Annotated in this window: 10 protein-coding genes, 1 tRNA gene and 1 rRNA gene; 11 read left to right on the top strand and 1 reads right to left on the bottom strand. The window is 70.4% G+C overall.

Going from position 1 to position 18,563, the window contains the following annotated elements; genetic code table 11:
• Positions 1-23 precede the first annotated feature (23 nt).
• The 3 genes from rrf (at position 24) to UW392_RS44190 (ending at position 1,065) form a co-directional block, all read left to right on the top strand.
• Positions 24-140, top strand: a 5S ribosomal RNA gene (gene rrf / locus UW392_RS44200).
• A gap of 115 nt (positions 141-255) precedes the next feature.
• Complete coding sequence (locus UW392_RS44195; protein ID WP_320780974.1) at positions 256-918, top strand: DegT/DnrJ/EryC1/StrS family aminotransferase; 663 nt, start codon at positions 256-258, stop codon at positions 916-918.
• Positions 919-992: 74 nt separating this feature from the next.
• A tRNA-Thr gene (locus UW392_RS44190) sits at positions 993-1,065 on the top strand.
• Between the two features lie 55 nt (positions 1,066-1,120).
• Here UW392_RS44190 and UW392_RS44185 read toward each other — a convergent pair.
• Positions 1,121-3,877, bottom strand: a complete 2,757-nt coding sequence (locus UW392_RS44185; RefSeq protein ID WP_320780966.1) for a SpoIIE family protein phosphatase — start codon at positions 3,875-3,877, stop codon at positions 1,121-1,123.
• A 391-nt stretch (positions 3,878-4,268) separates the two neighbouring features.
• On the opposite strand from UW392_RS44185, the gene UW392_RS44180 reads away from it, so the two are divergent.
• From UW392_RS44180 to UW392_RS44145, 8 genes are all read left to right on the top strand, one after another.
• Entirely contained in the window at positions 4,269-9,755 is a 5,487-nt protein-coding gene (locus UW392_RS44180; RefSeq protein WP_320780965.1) for a HAMP domain-containing protein, read from the top strand.
• 321 nt (positions 9,756-10,076) lie between these two features.
• The gene (locus UW392_RS44175) at positions 10,077-10,751 is read left to right on the top strand and encodes a two-component system response regulator (protein ID WP_320780964.1); all 675 of its coding nucleotides are present in this window, start codon (positions 10,077-10,079) and stop codon (positions 10,749-10,751) included.
• Positions 10,752-10,886: 135 nt separating this feature from the next.
• Positions 10,887-13,610: a DNA translocase FtsK gene (locus UW392_RS44170; protein WP_320780963.1), complete on the top strand. Its 2,724-nt coding sequence runs from the start codon at positions 10,887-10,889 to the stop codon at positions 13,608-13,610.
• 285 nt (positions 13,611-13,895) lie between these two features.
• Positions 13,896-14,744, top strand: coding sequence for a helix-turn-helix domain-containing protein (locus UW392_RS44165; RefSeq protein WP_320780962.1), 849 nt, complete (start codon positions 13,896-13,898; stop codon positions 14,742-14,744).
• 96 nt (positions 14,745-14,840) lie between these two features.
• Positions 14,841-16,370: a 30S ribosomal protein S12 methylthiotransferase RimO gene (gene rimO / locus UW392_RS44160; RefSeq protein ID WP_320780961.1), complete on the top strand. Its 1,530-nt coding sequence runs from the start codon at positions 14,841-14,843 to the stop codon at positions 16,368-16,370.
• Between the two features lie 389 nt (positions 16,371-16,759).
• Complete coding sequence (gene pgsA / locus UW392_RS44155) at positions 16,760-17,482, top strand: CDP-diacylglycerol--glycerol-3-phosphate 3-phosphatidyltransferase (RefSeq protein WP_320780960.1); 723 nt, start codon at positions 16,760-16,762, stop codon at positions 17,480-17,482.
• Positions 17,479-18,024 (top strand): CinA family protein, encoded by a 546-nt coding sequence (locus UW392_RS44150; protein WP_320780959.1) that lies wholly within the window; start codon positions 17,479-17,481, stop codon positions 18,022-18,024. The genes pgsA and UW392_RS44150 overlap by 4 nt, the downstream gene beginning before the upstream one ends.
• A 109-nt stretch (positions 18,025-18,133) precedes the next feature.
• The gene (locus tag UW392_RS44145; protein WP_320780958.1) at positions 18,134-18,514 is read left to right on the top strand and encodes a helix-turn-helix transcriptional regulator; all 381 of its coding nucleotides are present in this window, start codon (positions 18,134-18,136) and stop codon (positions 18,512-18,514) included.
• Positions 18,515-18,563 lie beyond the last annotated feature (49 nt).

The raw sequence follows: 18,563 nt of genomic DNA, 5'->3' as shown, positions 1-18,563 counted from the left end.
TGCGGTTGACAGTTTCATAGTGTTTCGGTGGTCATAGCGTAGGGGAAACGCCCGGTTACATTTCGAACCCGGAAGCTAAGCCTTACAGCGCCGATGGTACTGCAGGGGGGACCCTGTGGGAGAGTAGGACGCCGCCGAACAATTCTTCAAAAGGGCTGGTCCCGGAACTTTCGTTCCGGGACCAGCCCTTTTTTGTTCTGCGTCACTTCGTGTTCACGTCGCGCAACCACCATCCACGGCATGGGTACTGCAGCAATGCTCAGGGCCGCCGGTGTCGGAGTCGGCGACGAGGTCGTCGTACCGGCCTTCGGTAACGCGGAAGTCGCCGAGGCTGTCGCCCTCGCCGGCGCGATGCCGGTGTTCGCGGACATCGATCCGGTGACCTACTGCCTCGATCCGTCCGCCGTCGAAGCCGCCGTCGGACCCCGGACCGCGGCCGTCGTCGCCGTCCACCGGTTCGGCCGGCCCGCGGACATGGACCGCCTGCACGGCCTCGGGCAGCGGCACGGACTGCTGGTGCTCCAGGAGGACGAGCCGGACGGGCCGTACGACGAGACCGCGCAGCGGCGGCAGCGGGCCGCGTACCTGGACGCGAGGCTCCGGGGAGTACACACGCCCGACGGCGGCAACGGGCACACCTACCGGCAGTACGTCGTGCGGGTGCTCGGCAACGGTCGGCCAGACCGGGACGCCTTCGCGCGGGCCGTGCGCAGCCGAGGCGTGGACTGCCGGGTGCCGGTGAAGACGCCCGCGCACCGGCTGCCCGAATTCCGCAGCTGTGTCGCCCTGCCGGAGACCGAGCGGGCCGCCGACGAGACACTCGCGCTGCCCGTCGACGCGACCCTCACCAAACGGGACATGCAGCGGATCGTGTCCGCGTGCAATGCGCTCGGGGGACTGCTGCAGACCGCCTTTTGACGCGGTTGGGAGCACGGCGCTGTTCGGGGTATGATCTATTTCGTCGCCGCGGGGGAAACCTCGAAAAGCGACAGGCCCCTATAGCTCAGTCGGTAGAGCGTCTCCATGGTAAGGAGAAGGTCAACGGTTCGATTCCGTTTGGGGGCTCCGACAGAGAAAGGCCCCGCCCTTCGGGCGGGGCCTTTCTCATGCCCTCTGGTCGTCAGTCCTTGTGCGGCTCGGGGACACGCATCGCCAGAATCGCCATGTCGTCGGACGGGGCGTCCGACGCGAACCGCTCGACCGCGCGCATGATCCGCGCCGCCACCGCACCGGCCGTGAGACCCGTGCACGTCGTCAGAACGTCCGCCAGGCCGTCGTCGCCCAGCATGCGGGTGCCCTCACGGCGCTCGGTGACCCCGTCCGTCACACAGAGCAGGACGTCGCCCGGATCGAGCGTGACCGTCTGCTCGTAGAGCTCCAGATCGTCTATGACGCCGAGGAGAGGCTGGGGGTCGGCCGCCGGTTCGACCGTTCCGTCCTGGCGGAGACGGAGCGGGAGCGGATGGCCGGCGCAGACGACCTTCAGCTCGGCGCTGCCGTCCTCCAGGGGGCGCATCTCGCCGTACAGCAGTGTGAGGAAGCGGCTGCGCGCCCCCTCGTCGAGAATGGCGGAATTCAGCCGTTCCAGGACGGCGGGGCCGCTGAGGCCCTCGCGGGCCAGGAGACGCAGGGCGTGCCGGGCGAGACCCGTGACGGCCGCCGCGTTGGGGCCGGTGCCGCAGACGTCGCCGATGGCGAAGCCGTAGACGCCGTCGCGGATGGTGAACAGGTCGTAGAAGTCGCCGCCGACCTCGTTGCCCTCGCCTGCCGCGCGGTAGATGACCTCGACCTCGACGCCGTTGATCTGGAGCAGTTCCGGGGGCAGGAGGCTGCGCTGGAGGGCCTGGCTGATGGCCGTGCGCTCCGAGTAGAGACGGGCGTTGTCCAGGGCCAGGGCGGCGCGGCGGGAGAGGTCCTCGGCCAGTTCCAGGATTTCCTGGCGGAAGTGGTCGTCGGTGGGCTTGCCGAGGGTCAGCATCCCGATGACGCGGTTGCGGGCGACCAGCGGGAGAACGACCGTCTCGCCGCCGACCGCGGAGGCCGTCGCGAGGGTCGGGCCGATGCCCGGCGTGACCTGGCGGGTGGGGCTGCCGCTGAGGCCCAGGCTGCGCATGGAGGAGCGCAGCGCCGCCTGGTGGGCGACCTCGGCGGGGGCGGACCAGACGCGGGCGCCCGGCGTCGGTACCGGGTCCGGCGGCGGGACCTTGGCCAGCAGCGACTTGATGCCGTCGATCAGCTCCTCGTCCTCGTGCAGGACGTACGAGAGATACGGGTCGGACGCCTGGTCGGCGATGGTGTAGACGGCGCACCAGGTGGCCAGGGTGGGGACGGTCATCTGGGCCATGAGCGCGAGCGTCTGGTCGCGGTCCAGGGTGCCGGCGAGCAGGTCGGAGGCCTCCACCAGGAAGCTGAGCGAGCCTCGGCGCAGCCGCTCCAGCTCGCCGAGGCGGGCGGACTCGACGGCCAGGGCGATGCGGTCGGCCGCGAACTGAAGGCGCAGCGCCTCCTCGTTGGAGTAGCGGCCCGCGCCCTCCGCGGCGACGCCGAGGGAGCCGGTGAGGCGGCCCTCGACCTTGAGCGGCACGGTGACGACCGAGCGCATGCCGGTGCCGTTGAGGAGGGGGACGGCGCCCGGTACGGCGGTCAGGTCGTCGTGGACGGCGGGCATGCGTGCCGAGCCGTAGCGGCCGGGGCCGGCCTCGACGGGGACGCGGGCGAAGCGCTGGCGGGCGGAGGGCAGGCCGGTGGAGGCGCGGACCTCCAGCTCCGTCTCGTCGTCGGTGGCGAGGAGGAGGAAGGCGGCGTCGCCGTCGAGCATGTCGCGGGCGCGCTCGACGGTGCGCTGCAGGAGACCGTCGAGGTCGTCCGGGGCGGGAGAGCCGATGAAGACCTCGAAGGGGTCGGTGCTCTGGCCGCCCTCGGAGGAGGTGTTGGTGTCGGTGGCGGGGACCCGCAGCGGCGTCTGGAGGACGGCGCGCTCGTGGTCGCGGACAAGGAGGCAGACCGTGGACGGCTCGCCGCCGGTGTCGCGGACCCGCAGGTGGGAGGCGTAGACGGGGATGACGCGGCCGTGGGCGCCGCGGATGCCGTAGCTGCCCTCCCAGCGGGAGAGGCGGAGGGCCTCGGCGATGCCGGTGCTGGTGCCGGGGGTGTGCGGCCAGGCGGCGAGGTCGGTCAGGGGCTTGCCGGTGACCTGCTCGGCCGGGTAGCCGAAGAGTTCCTCGGCGTCCTCGTTCCAGGCGGTGATGGCGCCGGCCCGGTCGATCTGGACGACGGCGACGCGGACGCGGCCGTCGGTCAGCGGGAGCAGCGCGGCCGGCAGGGCGGGTCCGGCGGCGCGGGTGCCGACGGGGCGCTCGGGCAGGGTGAGCCGGAACCAGACGGTCTTGTGGGTGGGCGTGTACTCGACACCCCAGCTGTCGGCCAGGGCCGCGCAGAGCTGGAGGCCGCGGCCTCCCTCGCGGTCGGGGCTGCCCATGTTGACGGCCGACGCCTGGAGCGGAACCTCCCGCTCCGGGTAGCGGTCGGCGACCTCGATGCGTACGCCCTCGTCGCTGCGCAGGCAGACGACGTCGGCGGAGGTGCCGGCGTGCACCACGGCGTTGGTGACGAGTTCGCTGGTCAGCACCACGGCGTCGTCGACGATGTCGGCGTGGCCCCAGCCCTGGAGGGTGTCCCGGACGAAGGAGCGGGCGCTCGCGACCGATCGCCCGACGGGCTCGAAGCTGGCGGCCGCGCGCGCGGTGATCACAGAACTCCTCGAACCTCTCTGTCCGTGCAGGGCCGTGCCGCCGACCGGCTCGTGCCGCTGTTGCGGCAGGCCGTCCGTCGGCTGGGGGTCCGGGGGCTGTTCCCCCGGCATCAGTCCGGTGGTCATGTGTCCGGCCGCCCCTCCGATGCCCGTACGTCTCGTGCCACCGCCCAGGCCGGGGTTCCGGCACGGCTGGACAGCCGCATGCAAGGTTACTTACCTTCGCCGTCCGTGCGGATGCCGGTCTGCAGTGTTTCCGCCCAGAGGGTGTGCGGACGGTGTGCGAAGCTGCCGAACTGTTATGGCCTGGTTCGGTCCGGGTGAAACACTGGGCAAGCTTCCAGTGAAGGTTGCGGCACGCCGAGTGTCGGCGGCGTACGGCGGGCAGCAGCCCTGGAGGTGGCTCGGCGGGCCGGGCGGGAGTGCGGCAGCACAGGAAGTACGCGGAAGTAACCGGTACGCCGGGAAGTGGTAGCCGGGCACGGCGGTAACGGTCGACCCCTGCGGGAGGGACACAGTGGAGTCTGGCGCAGCGACGCGGGGCACTAAAGCGCGCGCGAAAAGCGGACAGTCCCCGAATAATCAGGGCAAAGGGCGCAATGGGACCACTGTCGTGGACACGGCGTCCCTGAACCGGTTGCTGGCGGCTCTGGTGTCCATGCGGGACGGCAATTTCCGCAGGCGCCTGACGGTGACCGGGGACGACGTGATGGCCGAGATCGCGGCCGTCTTCAACGAGGTCGCCGACCGCAATCTGCACCTCACGGGCGAGCTGGCGCGCGTGCGGCGCACGGTGGGGCGTGAGGGCAAGCTCACGGAGCGGCTGGAGACGGGGGTCTGCGAGGGCTCCTGGGCCGCCGCGATCGACCACTCCAACGCGCTGGTCGACGATCTCGCACGGCCCGTGTCCGAGGTCGGGCGGGTGCTGTCGGCCGTCGCGGAGGGCGATCTGTCGCCGCGTATGGAGCTGCGGACGCAGGTGCCGGACGGTGCGGGCCATCCGCTGCGCGGCGAGTTCCTGAAGGTCGGGCGGACGGTCAACAACCTGGTCGACCAGTTGTCGACGTTCACCGACGAGGTCACGCGCGTGGCCAGTGAGGTCGGCACCGAGGGCAAGCTGGGCGGACAGGCACGCGTGCGGGGCATGTCGGGTTCGTGGAAGGACCTGACGGACTCCGTCAACACGATGGCGTACCGGCTGACCGCACAGGTGCGCGACATCGCGCTGGTGACGACGGCGGTCGCCAAGGGCGATCTGTCGCGGAAGGTCACGGTGGACGTGGCCGGCGAGATGCTGGAGCTGAAGAACACCGTCAACACGATGGTCGACCAGCTCTCCGCGTTCTCCTCCGAGGTGACGCGCGTCGCGCGGGAGGTCGGTACCGAGGGCGAGCTGGGCGGACAGGCCCGGGTGCCGGGGGTGGCCGGCGTCTGGAAGGAGCTGACCGACTCCGTCAACACGATGGCCGGGAACCTCACCGCGCAGGTGCGCGGGATCGCCGAGGTGACCACGGCGGTCGCCAACGGTGACCTGTCGCGGAAGGTCACCGTGCCGGCCCGCGGCGAGGTCGCGCAGCTCGCCGACACGATCAACCAGATGACCGAGACACTGCGGATCTTCGCGGACGAGGTCACGCGCGTGGCCAACGAGGTCGGGGCCGAGGGGCAGCTCGGCGGCCAGGCGAACGTGCCGGGCGCGGCGGGGACCTGGAAGGACCTGACGGACTCGGTCAACACCGTCTTCCGGAACCTGACCACGCAGGTGCGGGACATCGCCGCGGTGACGACGGCGGTCGCCAGCGGTGATCTGTCGCAGAAGGTCACCGTCGATGTGGCCGGCGAGATGCTGGAGCTGAAGAACACCGTCAACACGATGGTGGACCAGCTGTCCTCCTTCGGCGCCGAGGTGACGCGCGTCGCGCGCGAGGTCGGCGTGGAGGGCGAGCTGGGCGGACAGGCGCAGGTGCCGGGCGCGGCGGGGACCTGGAAGGACCTGACCGACTCCGTCAACACGGCGTTCCGCAACCTCACCGGGCAGGTGCGCAACATCGCCCAGGTGACGACCGCGGTCGCCAACGGTGATCTGTCGCAGAAGGTCACCGTGGACGTCTCCGGCGAGATGCTTCAGCTGAAGAACACCGTGAACACGATGGTGGACCAGCTCTCCAGCTTCGCCGACCAGGTCACGCGGATGGCGCGGGACGTGGGCACGGAGGGGCGCCTCGGCGGTCAGGCGCGGGTGGACGGCGTCTCGGGGACGTGGAAGGAACTGACCGACTCCGTCAACTTCATGGCCGGGAACCTGACGTCGCAGGTGCGGCAGATCGCCCAGGTGACGACGGCGGTGGCGCGCGGAGACCTGTCGCAGAAGATCGACGTGGACGCGCGCGGGGAGATCCTGGAGCTGAAGAACACCATCAACACGATGGTCGACCAGCTCTCGGCCTTCGCCGACCAGGTGACGCGTGTCGCCCGTGACGTGGGCACGGAGGGGCGCCTCGGCGGTCAGGCGCAGGTGCCCGGGGTCGCCGGGGTCTGGCGGGACCTGACCGACTCGGTGAACGGCATGGCCGGCAACCTCACCGCCCAGGTGCGCAACATCGCGCAGGTGGCCACGGCGGTGGCGCGCGGTGACCTGTCGCAGAAGATCGACGTGGACGCGCGCGGGGAGATCCTGGAGCTGAAGAACACCCTCAACACGATGGTGGACCAGCTGTCGTCGTTCGCGGAGCAGGTCACGCGCGTGGCCCGTGAGGTCGGCACGGAGGGCATCCTGGGCGGCCAGGCCGAGGTGCAGGGGGTCTCAGGCACCTGGAAGGACCTCACGCAGTCCGTGAACTTCATGGCGAACAACCTGACCATCCAGGTGCGCAACATCGCCGAGGTCACGACGGCCGTCGCCAAGGGCGACCTGTCGAAGAAGATCACCGTGGACGCCAAGGGCGAGATCCTCGAACTGGTCACCACGGTCAACACGATGGTGGACCAGCTGTCGTCGTTCGCGGAGCAGGTCACACGCGTGGCGCGCGAGGTGGGCACCGAGGGCATCCTGGGCGGCCAGGCGCACGTCCCGGGCATCACGGGCATCTGGAAGGACCTCAGCGGCAACGTCAACCTCATGGCCAAGAACCTGACCATGCAGGTGCGCAACATCTCCCAGGTGGCCGCGGCCGTCGCCAACGGTGATCTGACGCGGACGGTGACGATCGAGGCGCGCGGCGAGGTCGCGCAGCTCGCCGACACCTTCAACACCATGGTCAAGACGCTGAGTTCGTTCGCTGAGCAGGTCACCAAGGTGGCCCGTGAGGTGGGCACGGACGGCATCCTGGGCGGCCAGGCGCACGTTCCCGGCGTCTCCGGCACGTGGAAGGACCTCACGGAGTCGGTGAACCAGATGGCGTCCAACCTGACCGGTCAGGTGCGCAACATCGCCATGGTCACGACCGCCATCGCCAAGGGCGATCTGACCAAGAAGATCGACATCGACGCGCGCGGCGAGATCCTGGAGCTGAAGACGACCATCAACACGATGGTCGACCAGCTGTCCTCGTTCGCCGAGGAGGTCACGCGCGTGGCCCGCGAGGTGGGCACGGAGGGACAGCTCGGCGGGCAGGCACGCGTGCGTGACGTCGACGGCACCTGGCGGGACCTGACCGAGTCGGTGAACGAGATGGCCGGGAACCTGACCCGGCAGGTGCGTGCCATCGCGCGCGTGGCGACCGCCGTGACCCGCGGTGACCTGAACCTGAAGATCGACGTGGACGCCTCCGGGGAGATCTCGGAGCTGCAGGACTACATCAACAAGATGATCGCCAATCTGCGCGACACCACGATCGCCAACAAGGAGCAGGACTGGCTCAAGGGCAACCTCGCGCGGATCTCGGCGCTGATGCAGGGCCGGCGCGATCTCCAGGACGTCGCCTCACTGATCATGAGCGAGCTGACGCCGGTGGTCTCCGCGCAGCACGGCGCGTTCTTCCTCGCCATGCCGTTCGTCGACGGCCAGGAGCCGGCCGCCGCGCGGGAGGACCAGTACGAGCTGCGGATGCTCGGGTCGTACGGCTACTCCATGGGGTCGATGCCGACCTCGTTCCGGCCGGGGGAGGCGCTGGTCGGTACGGCCGCGCAGGAGAAGCGCACGATCCTGGTGGAGAACGCGCCGAGCGGCTACCTGAAGATCTCCTCCGGGCTCGGTGAGGCGCCGCCCGCACAGGTGATCGTGTTGCCGGTGCTGTTCGAGGGGAAGGTCCTCGGCGTCATCGAGCTGGCGTCGTTCACACCGTTCACGCACATCCAGAAGGATTTCCTCAACCAGATCGCCGAGATGATCGCGACGAGCGTCAACACCATCTCGGTCAATACCAAGACCGAGGTGCTGCTGAAGCAGTCGCAGGAGCTGACCGAGCAACTGCGGGACCGGTCGGAGGAGTTGGAGCTGCGGCAGAAGGCGCTCCAGGCGTCCAACGCCGAACTGGAGGAGAAGGCCGAGCTGCTGGCCCAGCAGAATCGTGACATCGAGGTGAAGAACACCGAGATCGAGGAGGCCCGGCAGGTCCTGGAGGAGCGCGCCGAGCAGCTCGCCGTGTCGATGCGCTACAAGAGCGAGTTCCTCGCCAACATGTCGCACGAACTGCGTACGCCGCTTAACTCGCTGCTCATCCTGGCCAAGCTGCTCGCCGACAACGCCGAGGGCAATCTGTCGCCGAAGCAGGTCGAGTTCGCCGAAACGATCCACGGGGCCGGCTCCGACCTGCTCCAGCTCATCAACGACATCCTGGACCTGTCGAAGGTCGAGGCAGGCAAGATGGACGTCTCCCCGACGCGGATCGCGCTCGTCCAGCTCGTCGACTACGTGGAGGCTACCTTCCGGCCGCTGACCGCGGAGAAGGGCCTGGACCTGTCCGTGCGGGTCTCCCCGGAGCTGCCCGCCACGCTCCACACCGATGAGCAGCGTCTGCTGCAGGTGCTGCGCAACCTGCTCTCCAACGCGGTGAAGTTCACCGACTCCGGGTCGGTGGAGCTGGTGATCAGGCCCGCCCGCGACGACGTGCCGCAGCGCATCCGGGAGCAGCTCCTGGAGGCCGGCTCGATGACCGATCCGGGCGCGGACCTGATCGCCTTCTCGGTGACCGACACCGGCATCGGGATCGCGGCCAGCAAGATGCGGGTGATCTTCGAGGCGTTCAAGCAGGCCGACGGCACCACCAGCCGCAAGTACGGCGGTACGGGCCTCGGGCTGTCCATCTCGCGGGAGATCGCCCAGCTGCTGGGCGGCGAGATCCACGCGCAGAGCGAGCCGGGGCGCGGCTCCACCTTCACGCTGTACCTGCCGCTGCACCCCAGTGAGCTGCCGCCGCAGGGGTACGCGCAGCCGGTGGCCGCGCTGGAGGCCGGGGAACTGGTCTCCGCGCGGGAGGAGGAGCCGGAGGTCCGGATCGAGACGCCGGCCGAGGTGGCGTCGTACCGGGAGACGCAGAACGGCGCCGCCGCGCTGTTCCGGCGCCGTCGCAGGGCGCTGCCGGAGGCGGAGCCGCGCCCCGCGTCCGCCCCCGCTCCTTCCGTGCCGCAGGACAGCTGGTCGGCCGCGGAGCAGGAGCCGGCGCCGCAGTCGGTGCGCGGCATCCGGTTCGGCGGCGAGAAGGTGCTGATCGTCGACGACGACATCCGCAACGTGTTCGCGCTCACCAGCGTCCTGGAACAGCACGGGCTGTCGGTGCTGTACGCGGAGAACGGACGTGAGGGCATCGAGGTGCTGGAGCAGCACGAGGACGTCGCGGTCGTACTGATGGACATCATGATGCCCGAGATGGACGGGTACGCGACGACTACGGCGATCCGGCGCATGCCCCAGTTCGCCGGGCTGCCGATCGTCGCGCTGACGGCCAAGGCGATGAAGGGCGACCGGGAGAAGGCGATCGAGTCCGGCGCCTCCGACTACGTGACCAAGCCGGTCGACCCGGACCACCTGCTGACGGTCATGCAGGAATGGATGCGGGGGGCGTGAACGATGGGTTCGGGGGGCGTGCGAACGTAGTGGGTGCGGACCGGTGGGAACCTTCGGGATCCATGCGGAGTTGCTGACTCAGTGTGCCCGAAGCCGTGTAGAGACACGGGATTCGGGGAACCTTCTGGTCCCCTGCTGCGTTTCTGCTACGTGCACAGTGACATCGCGGTGACAGGGTGTGGCGACAGGCGGGGTGCGGCTACGATGACCGGCACAGGGACGGGCGGCGCAAGGGAGTCGTCCCCTGGGGCGGCACCGGTCGGTGTCTCCTCAAGTCCTGCGGACAGGGGAGGCCCCACGCCGGGGCGAGGAGGGCGGGCCATGGTGCAGAAGGCCAAGATCCTCCTGGTCGATGACCGGCCGGAGAATCTGCTGGCGCTGGAGGCGATCCTCTCGGCGCTCGATCAGACGCTGGTGCGGGCATCGTCCGGGGAAGAAGCGCTCAAGGCACTGCTCACGGATGACTTCGCGGTCATCCTGCTGGACGTCCAGATGCCGGGCATGGACGGTTTCGAGACCGCCGCGCACATCAAGCGGCGGGAGCGGACCCGGGACATCCCGATCATCTTCCTCACCGCGATCAATCACGGACCGCACCACACCTTCCGCGGGTACGCGGCGGGGGCGGTGGACTACATCTCCAAGCCGTTCGACCCGTGGGTGCTGCGCGCGAAGGTCTCCGTCTTCGTCGAGCTCTACATGAAGAACTGCCAGCTCCGTGAGCAGGCGTCCCTGCTGCGGCTGCAGTTGGAGGGTTCGGCCGGCAAGCCCGCGGGCGGCGAGGCCAAGGAACCGGCCGGGCTGCTCGCCGAGCTGTCGGCGCGGCTCGCGGCCGTCGAGGAGCAGGCGGAGGCGCTCTCCAAACAGCTCAACGACGAGTCCACGGACGCCGCGGCGGTGGCCACGGCGGCCCACCTGGAGCGCAAGCTCACCGGCCTGCGCCGGGCGCTGGACGCGCTGGAGCCGGGCTCCGGCGGCCAGTCCGCGACCAACTGAGCCCCGTTCGGCAGCAGGCGCATCCGTAGCGGGGCTGAGAACGCGTCAGCTTCGCCGCCTCATCGAGCACGACACGAACGGGTGAAGCGGTGGGCACACGTGTCCGTTGCCGTCTCCACCGGTAATCTCGCACCCATGGCCTCACGTCCCTCCGCAGCCAAGAAGCAGCCCGCGAAGAAGGTGGCGACCGCCAAGGCTCCGGCGAAGAAGGCCGCTGCGAAGAAGGCACCGCCGAGGAAAGCACCGGCCAAGAAGGCCGTGGCGCGCAAACCCGCGCCCAGGCCGGCCCCCAGTCCCACCAGTGGGGTCTTCCGCGTCGTACGAGCCGTCTGGCTGGGTCTCGCGCACGCCGTGGGCGCGGTCTTCCGCGGCATAGGAGCGGGTGCGAAGAACCTCGACCCGGCCCACCGCAAGGACGGCGTCGCGCTGCTCCTGCTCGCCGTCGCGCTGATCGTCGCGGCCGGCACCTGGGCCGACCTGAAGGGCCCCGTCGGCGACCTCGTCGAGATCCTGGTCACCGGCGCCTTCGGCCGGCTCGACCTGCTCGTGCCCATCCTGCTCGGCGCGGTCGCGGTGCGCTTCATCCGCCACCCGGAGAAGCCCGAGGCCAACGGCCGGATCGTGATCGGCCTGTCCGCCCTGGTCATCGGCGTGCTCGGACAGGTGCACATCGCCTGCGGCTCGCCCGCCCGCGGCGACGGAATGCAGGGCATAAGGGACGCCGGCGGGCTGATCGGCTGGGCGATCGCCACCCCGCTGTCGTACACCATGACCGACGTACTGGCCGTACCGCTGCTGGTGCTGCTCACCGTCTTCGGACTGCTGGTCGTCACCGCCACACCCGTCAACGCCATCCCGCAGCGGCTGCGGCTGCTCGGCGTGCGGCTCGGCCTCGTCCGCGACCCCGAGGCCGAAGTGATCACCGCCGACGACGAGCGGTACGAGGAGCAGTGGCGCGAGGCGCTGCCCGCCCGGACCCGCGGTCGCGCGGGCGGGCCCAGGCAGCCGTACGACCCCGACGGCGTGGAGGAGGAGGCCCTCACCCGGCGCCGCGGCCGGCCCAGGCGCTCCGCCGTGCCCCAGCCCGACGCGAACCGGCAGATGGACGCCGTGGACGTCGCCGCCGCGGCCGCCGCCGCGCTGGACGGCGCCGTGCTGCACGGGATGCCCCCGTCGCCGCTGGTCGCCGACCTCACCCAGGGCGTCGGCACGGGCGAGCGCGAGCAGACCACCCCCACCCCGACCCCTGCCCCCAAGCCGGTCCCCGCCGCCCGGCCGCAGCGGGACCGGCTCGACAGCGGCGCCGTCCCGGACCTCACCAAGGCCCCGCCGGCCGCGGAGCGCGAGCTGCCGCCCCGCGCCGAGCAGCTCCAGCTCTCCGGCGACATCACCTACTCCCTGCCGGCCCTCGACCTGCTCACGCGCGGCGGACCCGGCAAGTCCCGCAGCGCCGCCAACGACGCCATAGTGGAGTCGCTGACCAACGTCTTCACCGAGTTCAAGGTCGACGCGGCGGTCACCGGCTTCACGCGCGGGCCCACGGTCACGCGCTACGTGGTGGAGCTCGGCCCCGCTGTGAAGGTCGAGCGGGTCACCGCACTGACCAAGAACATCGCGTACGCCGTCGCCAGCCCGGACGTACGGATCATCAGCCCGATCCCCGGCAAGTCCGCGGTCGGCATCGAGATCCCCAACACCGACCGGGAGATGGTCAACCTCGGCGACGTGCTGCGGCTCGCGGAGTCCGCCGAGGACGACGACCCGATGCTGGTCGCCTTCGGCAAGGACGTCGAGGGCGGGTACGTCATGGACTCGCTGGCGAAGATGCCGCACATGCTGGTCGCGGGCGCCACCGGATCCGGCAAGTCGTCCTGCATCAACTGCCTGATCACCTCGATCATGATGCGGGCCACCCCCGAGGACGTCCGGCTGATCCTGGTCGACCCCAAGCGCGTCGAACTGACCGCCTACGAGGGCATCCCGCACCTCATCACGCCCATCATCACCAACCCCAAGCGCGCCGCCGAGGCCCTGCAGTGGGTCGTGCGCGAGATGGACCTGCGCTACGACGACCTCGCGGCCTACGGCTACCGGCACATCGACGACTTCAACCGCGCGGTGCGCGAGGGCAAGGTCAAGTCGCCGGAGGGCAGCGAGCGGGAGCTGCACCCGTACCCGTACCTGCTGGTGATCGTCGACGAGCTGGCCGACCTGATGATGGTGGCCCCGCGCGACGTCGAGGACGCCATCGTGCGCATCACGCAGCTCGCGCGTGCCGCCGGCATCCACCTGGTGCTCGCCACCCAGCGGCCCTCCGTCGACGTCGTCACCGGTCTGATCAAGGCGAACGTGCCGTCCCGGCTCGCCTTCGCCACCTCCTCGCTCGCCGACTCGCGGGTCATCCTCGACCAGCCCGGCGCCGAGAAGCTGATCGGCAAGGGCGACGGGCTCTTCCTGCCGATGGGCGCCAACAAACCGACGCGTATGCAGGGCGCCTTCGTCACCGAGGAGGAGGTCGCCGCCGTCGTCCGGCACTGCAAGGAGCAGATGGCGCCCGTCTTCCGGGACGACGTCACCGTCGGCACCAAGCAGAAGAAGGAGATCGACGAGGACATCGGCGACGACCTCGACCTGCTCTGCCAGGCGGCCGAGCTGGTGGTCTCCACCCAGTTCGGCTCGACCTCCATGCTCCAGCGCAAGCTGCGCGTCGGCTTCGCCAAGGCGGGGCGGCTGATGGACCTCATGGAGTCGCGGAACATCGTCGGCCCGAGCGAAGGCTCAAAGGCACGTGACGTTCTTGTGAAGGCTGACGAGCTGGACGGCGTGCTCGCGGTCATCCGGGGGGAGTCTGAAGGGTAGGCGGGCGGGGCACCGCGGGGCATGCGGGCGGAGCGCCGCGGTCGTGGGCGGAGGGGTCGTGGCAACCGGACGGAGAAACGTGACCCATCCGTGAGCGATCAGTGGGCAACCGTTTCCCGGAGGCGTACGTCAAGTTGTGCAGAACGACGAACACCTGCCCCACCATCGGTCTGCCGGGCCATTCCGATGGCGTACAAAGTCCCGCCGCCCGGTTGCCCCACCCGTTCGTACCCCCCCTAGACTGAACGTCCAGCACAGGCGGCCAACCGCTCGAAAGGCGCCCCCGTGTCCATCGGCAACTCTCCTGAAGACGAGCGTCCGTTCGAGGGCGCGTCCGAAGACACCCCTGAGGAAGCGCGCCCCTCCATCGGCGACGCCCTGCGGCACGCGCGGATCGCCGCCGGGATGACCGTCGACGACATCAGCAACGCCACCCGGGTCCGGATCGCCATCGTGCAAGCCATCGAGGCCGACGACTTCGCGCCCTGCGGCGGCGACGTCTACGCCCGCGGGCACATCCGCACGCTGGCCCGCGCCGTCGAGCTCGATCCGGCACCGCTGCTCGAACAGTACGACGCCCAGCGCGGCGGTCGCCCCGAGCCGACCCCTGCCGCACCGCTCTTCGAAGCGGAGCGGATCCGGCCGGAGCGGCGCGGACCCAACTGGACCGCGGCCATGGTCGCCGCGATCGTCGCCGTGATCGGTTTCGTCGGCTTCACCATGGTGAAGGGCGACGGCGACAGCGGCGGCAGCGAGGCCAGCGTGGCCGAGGGCTCCCAGCCGTCCGCGAGCAGGTCCGCCTCCGCCAAGCCCGAGAAGCCCGCCGACACCAAGCCCGAACCCTCCGACAGCGCCATCGCCGCCGTCCCCCAGGACAAGGTGACGGTCCAGGTCAGCGCCACCGACGGACGCAGCTGGATCTCCGCCAAGGACCACAACGGCCGGTCGCTCTTCGACGGCGTCCTCGACCAGGGCGACTCCAAGACGTTCCAGGACAACGAGAAGGTCAACCTCGTCCTCGGCGACGCCGGCGCGATCCAGCTCCACGTCAACGGCAAGAAGATCGAGGACGACTTCCAGCCGGGGGCCGTCGAGCGGCTGACGTACACCAAGGGCGACCCGCAGGTCGGCTGAGAGATCCGGCGGGACCGGCGGGTCGGTACGGGGTCGGCCGAGATCGGCCAACCCCGTCGACGTGGGGTGTCGGCGGGACGAAGTAGTCTTGAGCCCATGCCTGAAAGCCGCACCGTCGCACTCGTCACCCTTGGCTGCGCCCGTAACGAGGTGGACTCCGAGGAGCTCGCCGGCCGTCTGGAGGCGGACGGCTGGAAGCTCGTCGACGACGCCCAGGACGCGGACGTCGCCGTGGTGAACACGTGCGGCTTCGTCGAGGCCGCGAAGAAGGACTCGGTGGACGCCCTCCTGGAGGCCAACGACCTCAAGGGCCACGGCAGAACCCAGGCCGTGGTGGCGGTCGGCTGCATGGCCGAGCGGTACGGCAAGGAGCTCGCCGAGGCCCTCCCCGAGGCCGACGGCGTGCTCGGCTTCGACGACTACACCGACATCTCCGACCGGCTGCAGACCATCCTCAGCGGTGGCATCCACGCCGCGCACACCCCCCGCGACCGGCGCAAGCTGCTCCCGATCAGTCCCGCCGAGCGGCAGCAGGCCGGAGCCGGTGTCGCCCTGCCCGGACACGGAGCGGCCGAGGCACCCGAGCAGGCGCCCGCGGATCTCCCGGAAGGACTCGCTCCGGCATCCGGTCCCCGCGCGCCGCTCCGCCGCCGCCTCGACGGCTCCCCGGTCGCCTCCGTCAAGCTCGCCTCCGGCTGTGACCGCCGCTGCTCCTTCTGCGCCATCCCCTCCTTCCGCGGCTCCTTCATCTCGCGCCGCCCCAGCGACGTGCTGAACGAGACGCGCTGGCTGGCCGAACAGGGCGTGAAGGAGATCATGCTGGTCTCCGAGAACAACACCTCCTACGGCAAGGACCTCGGCGACATCCGCCTGCTGGAGTCCCTGCTGCCCGAGCTGGCCGGCGTCGACGGCATCGAGCGCGTCCGCGTCAGCTACCTCCAGCCGGCCGAGATGCGTCCGGGCCTGATCGACGTGCTCACCGGCACCGACAAGGTCGTCCCGTACTTCGACCTCTCCTTCCAGCACTCCGCGCCGGACGTGCTGCGCGCGATGCGCCGCTTCGGCGACACCGACCGCTTCCTGGAGCTGCTCGACACCATCCGGAGCAAGGCACCCGAAGCGGGTGTCCGCTCCAACTTCATCGTCGGCTTCCCCGGTGAGTCCGAAGCCGACCTGGCCGAGCTGGAGCGGTTCCTGAACCACGCGCGGCTGGACGCCATCGGCGTCTTCGGCTACTCCGACGAGGAGGGCACCGAGGCCGCCGGTTACGACCGCAAGCTGGACGAGGACGTCGTCGCCGAGCGGCTGGCACGGGTCTCCCGGCTCGCCGAGGAACTCGTCTCGCAGCGCGCCGAGGAGCGGCTGGGCGAGACCGTCCGGGTGCTCGTGGAGTCGGTCGACGAAGCGGAGGGCGTGTACGGCCGCGGCGCCCACCAGGCCCCCGAGACGGACGGCCAGGTGCTGCTCACGAGCGGCGAAGGCCTCAGGGTCGGTCGTATGGTCGAGGCGAAGGTGATCGGCACGGAGGGTGTCGACCTGGTGGCCGAGCCGCTGGCCGGATCGATCGATGGCGTCCCCGCCGGTTCCGGCAGTTCTTCCGCGTGTAATGAGGAGGCGGGCAGATGACCGGAGTACCGGCGTCCGCGGCGGGCGGCCCCTCCGGCGCGCGGAGGGTGAGCCAGCGTACGGCACCGGGCGCGGTGGAACGTATGGCACCGGGAGCGGTGGAACGTAGGGTGCCGATCGCGGCGGACCGTACGGCGCCGGAAGCGGCTGAGCGCACGGCACCGGGCGCGGGGGAGCGTGCGGCACTGGGCGCGGGGGAGCGTGCGGACCAAGGGGCGGTGGGGCATGGGCCTCAGGGGCCTCACGGGTCTCATGGGTCTCACGGGCCGGTGGGTGGTGGCGCGGGTCGCTCCGAGGTGGAGCCTGCGGAGCGTGTCGCGGGCCGGGCCGAGGTGGAGCACGACCGGGCGGGTCGGGCCGGCGCGGATCACGGCGTTGGGCGCGAAGGCGTGGAGCGGGGCTCGGGGCGTGAGGAGCGTGGCACGGGCGCCGACGCCGTTCGGGGCGCCCGCCCGGCGCGCGAGGACGGCGGTGCCACGCGGGGCGCCGCTCCGCGGGCCAAGATCGCGGCAGCCGCCGTCGACCAGGCCAGCGTCTGGAACGTCGCCAACCTGCTGACGATGCTCCGACTGGTCCTGGTCCCGGCCTTCGTGGCGCTGATGCTCGGCAACGGCGGGTACGACCCGGCCTGGCGCTCGTTCGCCTGGGCCGCGTTCGCCATCGCCATGATCACGGACCTGTTCGACGGCCACCTCGCCCGCACGTACAACCTCGTCACCGACTTCGGGAAGATCGCCGACCCCATCGCCGACAAGGCGATCATGGGGGCGGCGCTGATCTGTCTCTCCGCCCTGGATGATCTGCCGTGGTGGGTCACGGCCGTGATCCTCGGCCGGGAACTCGGCATTACCCTGCTGCGTTTCCTGGTCATCCGGTACGGCGTCATCCCCGCCAGCCGGGGCGGCAAGCTCAAGACCCTGACCCAGGGCGTCGCCGTCGGCATGTACGTGCTGGCACTGACGGGCCCCCTGGCGACCCTGAGGTTCTGGGTGATGGCCGTGGCGGTCGTCCTGACCGTCGTGACCGGGCTGGACTATGTGAGACAGGCCATTGTGCTGCGCAGGAGAGGAATCGCCGAGCGCCGGGCGGCGTTGAAGGGGACGGAAGCTTGAGTTCCGAGGCCGCCGACGTGGTGCGACTACTGACAGTGAGGGGCGAGACCCTCGCGGTCGCCGAGTCGCTCACGGGTGGTCTGGTGGCCGCGGAGATCACTTCGGTCCCCGGCGCCTCCAAGGTGTTCCGGGGGTCGGTCACCGCCTACGCCACCGACCTGAAGCACCGGCTGCTCGGTGTCGACGCCGACCTGCTGCGGGCGCGAGGCGCGGTGGATCCGCAGGTCGCCGCCCAGATGGCGGCGGGAGTGCGGCAGGCTCTGGGTGCCGACTGGGGCGTCGCGACGACGGGCGTCGCCGGTCCGGACCCGCAGGACGGCCAGGAAGTCGGGACCGTTTTCGTCGCCGTCCACGGACCGGACGGGGCTACCACCGGTTCCGCCTCTGGCGGAAAAGTGGAGGCGCTGCGGTTGAACGGCGACCGCGCGGAAATTCGTATGGAGAGTGTACGGAGCGTACTCGCCCTGCTCCTGAGGCAGCCGGCGGGCGAACAGACCGGGAATGAGCGGGCACAGGATACGGAACAGAACGGGGGGTATTGATGTTTGCAGCCCTGAGTGAACACCACATCGCTCCCCGCACGGCCGCGGCGCGAGGCGGTACGGTGGGGCGAGAAGGATGCGGCTACGCGGTCCGAGGAGGGAGCCACCGATGATTCTGCTCCGTCGCCTGCTGGGTGACGTGCTGCGTCGGCAGCGCCAGCGCCAGGGCCGTACTCTGCGCGAAGTCTCCTCGTCCGCCCGAGTCTCACTCGGCTATCTCTCCGAGGTGGAGCGGGGGCAGAAGGAGGCATCCTCCGAACTGCTCGCCGCCATCTGCGACGCGCTCGACGTACGGTTGTCCGAGCTCATGCGGGAAGTGAGCGACGAGTTCGCCCTCGCCGAGCTGGCCCAGTCCGCTGCGGCCACTCCCAGCGAAACCGTTCCCACGCCGGTGCGCCCCATGCTGGGTTCCGTCTCGGTGACCGGTGTGCCACCGGAACGGGTGACGATCAAGGCCCCCGCCGAAGCGGTGGACGTCGTCGCCGCCTGAGCGGTGCGGTGCGGTGTCCTGCGGGGCGCCGCAGGCAAAGGTGTACGAA

It is taken from the genome of Streptomyces sp. CRN 30, from assembly GCF_034105845.1.
The sequence above is the reverse complement of the archived record's forward strand: the minus strand, read 5'-3'. Positions and strand labels throughout refer to the sequence as shown.